Origin of the sequence: Campylobacter sp. (assembly GCF_030528245.1) — a bacterium.
Lineage (GTDB): Bacteria > Campylobacterota > Campylobacteria > Campylobacterales > Campylobacteraceae > Campylobacter_D.
In genome coordinates this window covers 1-2883 of sequence record NZ_JAUMZG010000058.1, presented here as the reverse complement: position 1 = coordinate 2883, position 2883 = coordinate 1, and the positions used below count along the sequence as shown (strand labels likewise).

5 protein-coding genes and 1 pseudogene are annotated in these 2883 nt (G+C 48.0%); all 6 read right to left on the bottom strand.

Annotation, left to right across the window (positions count from 1 at the left end):
- A pseudogene (locus Q4A73_RS07280) lies at positions 1-79 on the bottom strand (RDD family protein); the annotation flags it as partial.
- Complete coding sequence (gene pyrE / locus Q4A73_RS07275; protein WP_303206789.1) at positions 79-687, bottom strand: orotate phosphoribosyltransferase; 609 nt, start codon at positions 685-687, stop codon at positions 79-81. The pseudogene Q4A73_RS07280 and the gene pyrE, both read right to left, overlap by 1 nt.
- Position 688: 1 nt before the next feature.
- Positions 689-1246 carry a ribosome recycling factor gene (gene frr, locus Q4A73_RS07270; RefSeq protein WP_303206788.1) on the bottom strand — a complete coding sequence of 186 codons (558 nt, stop codon included), beginning with the start codon at positions 1244-1246 and terminating at the stop codon, positions 689-691.
- A gap of 11 nt (positions 1247-1257) precedes the next feature.
- Entirely contained in the window at positions 1258-1605 is a 348-nt protein-coding gene (gene secG, locus Q4A73_RS07265) for a preprotein translocase subunit SecG (RefSeq protein WP_303206787.1), read from the bottom strand.
- An 87-nt stretch (positions 1606-1692) separates the two neighbouring features.
- Positions 1693-2385, bottom strand: coding sequence for a Bax inhibitor-1/YccA family protein (locus tag Q4A73_RS07260; protein ID WP_303206790.1), 693 nt, complete (start codon positions 2383-2385; stop codon positions 1693-1695).
- Between the two features lie 204 nt (positions 2386-2589).
- On the bottom strand, positions 2590-2883 hold a 294-nt coding region (locus tag Q4A73_RS07255; RefSeq protein ID WP_303206786.1), incomplete at its 5' end, for a hypothetical protein.

Genomic DNA, 2883 nt, shown 5'->3' with positions numbered 1-2883 from the left:
AAATCGGCACATAAATCAAAAAAATATCTATGAGCAAAGCACGAAATCTTAGCCATCTGGAGGCGATTTTTGCCTTCATTAATTGCCGCGGCTCCCCGGCTTTACAGCCCTGCTTCCCTCTTTGCAAAGGGGACAGAGCGCACTCTCATAAATTTCAAAATCAAAATTCCCCAAGGCAAAAAGGGGTAAATTTTCTGGCAAGGCGACGTTTTCTTTTCGGGGGGTTTTTAGGTTGCTCACTCCGCAAAAACCGCGATTAGCCAAAGCCGCAAAAGCCACAACCTCCCCGCCCAAACCTTGCAAAATCCTAGCACACTCCAAGGCCGAGCCGCCTGTGGTGATAATGTCCTCACAAACGATGAATTTTTCGCCCTTTACAACCTCAAAACCACGCCTCAAGGTCATCGCAGCATCTACTCTCTCGGTAAAAATGAAGCGCTTTTTGCAGGCTCTTGCGAGTTCATATCCAGCCAAAATCCCCCCCAAAGCGGGTGAGCAAATCGCGTCAAATTCCACGCCATGCGAATGAATGATCGCAGCAAGCTCATCGCATAATTTTTGTGCCAGAGCTGGACTTTCCAAAACCTTAGCGCTTTGGAGATAAAAGCCTGAATGTTTTCCTGAGCTGAGTAAAAAATGCCCCCGCAAAAAAGCACCGCACTCCCTATAAATTCGCTCCAAATCCATCTCAAACTTTCAAAAGCTGTGCTTCTTTTTCTTTGACACTTTCATCAATCTTAGCCGTGTAAAAATCGGTAAGTTTTTGCACCTCATCGTAGGCTTTTTTAGCCTCATCCTCTGAAATCATCTTATCTTTTTCAAGCCTTTTAACCCCGTCATTGGCATCTTTGCGTCCATTTCTTACAGAAACCTTAGCTTTTTCGCCCATAGCCTTAGCCTGTTTCACATTTTCCTCCCTTTGCTCCCTTGTCATAGGGGGAAAAAAAAGCTTCACGCTTTCGCCATCATTGTTGGGATTGACCCCGATATTTGCCGCTGCTATGGCACTTTCTATAGTTTTTAACATGGTTTTTTCCCAAGGAGTGATGCTGATTGTGGAGGCATCGTTTGCAAGTATGGTGGCGACTTGATTGAGCGGGGTCGCACTTCCATAATAATCCACGCTGATATGATCCAAAATGTGAGCATTCACCTTGCCCGTTCTGAGCGTGGTAAAGTCTTTCTTAAGAGCCTCAAGACTCTTCTCTCCTGCGGCTTTTTGTTTGGAAAAAATTTCATCAAGCATCCCGCACCCTTTCACTTGCTCGTATTGATTTCACTTGGGAGGCTCGGAGCTAGCGGAGCCTTAGGTTGTATCGGGGCAGATGGAACACTCGCGTTGTTTTCAGCCTGAACCCTTTCGGCGAGGGAATTTTTACCCACGGTGTTGTAAAGATAGCCCAAAGCTATGGTATTTGCGATGAGCAAGATGCCCATGATGAAAGTGAATTTCGCCAAAAAGCCCGCCGGCCCCCTCGCACCAAAGAGGCTTTCATTACTCCCGCTATACGCGCCCAGCCCTATACTTGAGCTTTTTTGCAGCAAAACAGCCATACAAATCACCACCACGATGATGAATTGCAAAACAATCAAAAGGGTCATCATAAGAATTTTCCTAGAGTTGAATTAGGCCGAGATTTTAACGAAAAAATTCAAACAGAGTTTAAATGTGCGGGAGGAACCCGCAAATTTTTAACGATTAACGCTTCTTAGGATATTGAGCAAGGAGATGAAGAGATTGACAAAGTCAAGATAAAGAGCCACAGCGCCTTCAATAGGCGTTTCGTAATTGCCGCGAATGATATTTTGCGTATCATAAAGGATATAAAACGAAAACAAAACCGCCGCCACCGCCGAAATGGCCAAATTCAAAATCCCGCTTTGAAAGAAGAGATTAAGCAAAGACGCCGCCACCACAACGATAAGCACGATAAATAAGGCCTTACCCATCATCGTAAAATCTTTTTTGGTGTTCATCGCAAAAATGCTAAGTCCCGCAAAGGCTACCGTCGTCAAAGCGAAGGCCTGAGCGACTATGATCCCACCCGCTGGCAGAGCCAAAACCGAAATCAGCAAAGGCGTGAGCGTAAGCCCCGAGACGAAGGTAAAGGCAAAAAGTAAAATCAAATTCAGCGGCGCCTCTCTTTTTTTATACATCAAAGCGAAAATCAAACCAATCTCCACCGCAAAAAGTATCCAAAAAGTCGCCTGAGACTGCACAAAATAACTCGCCAAAGCAAAAATTCCCACATAGGCTCCCACCGTTGCTGCCAAAAGTGAGGCTGCAAAAAGCTGATAAGTTTGCTTGATAAACGCACTGAGCTGACTTGAGCGAGCGCCTTCCAGCGAACCCAATTTAGAATAATCTCTATCGTAAAGACTCATCATAAACTCCTTCAACAAAATTCATTCTTTTGAAGCGCAAACTCTAGCGCAACCTTGCTTAATGAATAGTAAATTCCTCGTCAGAATCCTGCCGCCCAAAAATTCCCCCCGCACGACCCAACCCAGTGCTCCCCGCCGCCAATCTCTCGACCCGCGCCAGTCCACCGCGCCCCAGCGGCCCGCGCAAAATTTCCCCCGCCCGCCTCAGCGTCCTAGAATTCCAGCCGCCGCGCCGTCTCCGCTTCGCCCCGCCTCAAATTTCCTCGCCCCAGAATTCCCCCCGACACGCGAGAGGGTTTTCGCCACCGCGCCGCAGAAATTCCACCCCTTCCGCGACCCGCGCAAAATTTCCCCCGCCAAATCCCTCCCCCCGGCCTCGCGCCCTCCACCCCCGGCAAAATTCCCCGCCCGCCGGGTTTCACCCCAGCCCGGCCTTGCCAAATCCTCCGCCGCGGCCCAAAAATTCCCCCATTTTGTTTTTTTGGCTAAAATCCTGCT

What these genes read in the sequence shown, in the direction of transcription:
- pyrE (WP_303206789.1), bottom strand. Translation starts at nt 687, where the DNA reads ATGGATTTGGAGCGAATTTATAGGGAGTGCGGTGCTTTTTTGCGGGGG.
- frr (WP_303206788.1), bottom strand. Translation starts at nt 1,246, where the DNA reads ATGCTTGATGAAATTTTTTCCAAACAAAAAGCCGCAGGAGAGAAGAGT.
- secG (WP_303206787.1), bottom strand. Translation starts at nt 1,605, where the DNA reads ATGATGACCCTTTTGATTGTTTTGCAATTCATCATCGTGGTGGTGATT.
- Q4A73_RS07260 (WP_303206790.1), bottom strand. Translation starts at nt 2,385, where the DNA reads ATGAGTCTTTACGATAGAGATTATTCTAAATTGGGTTCGCTGGAAGGC.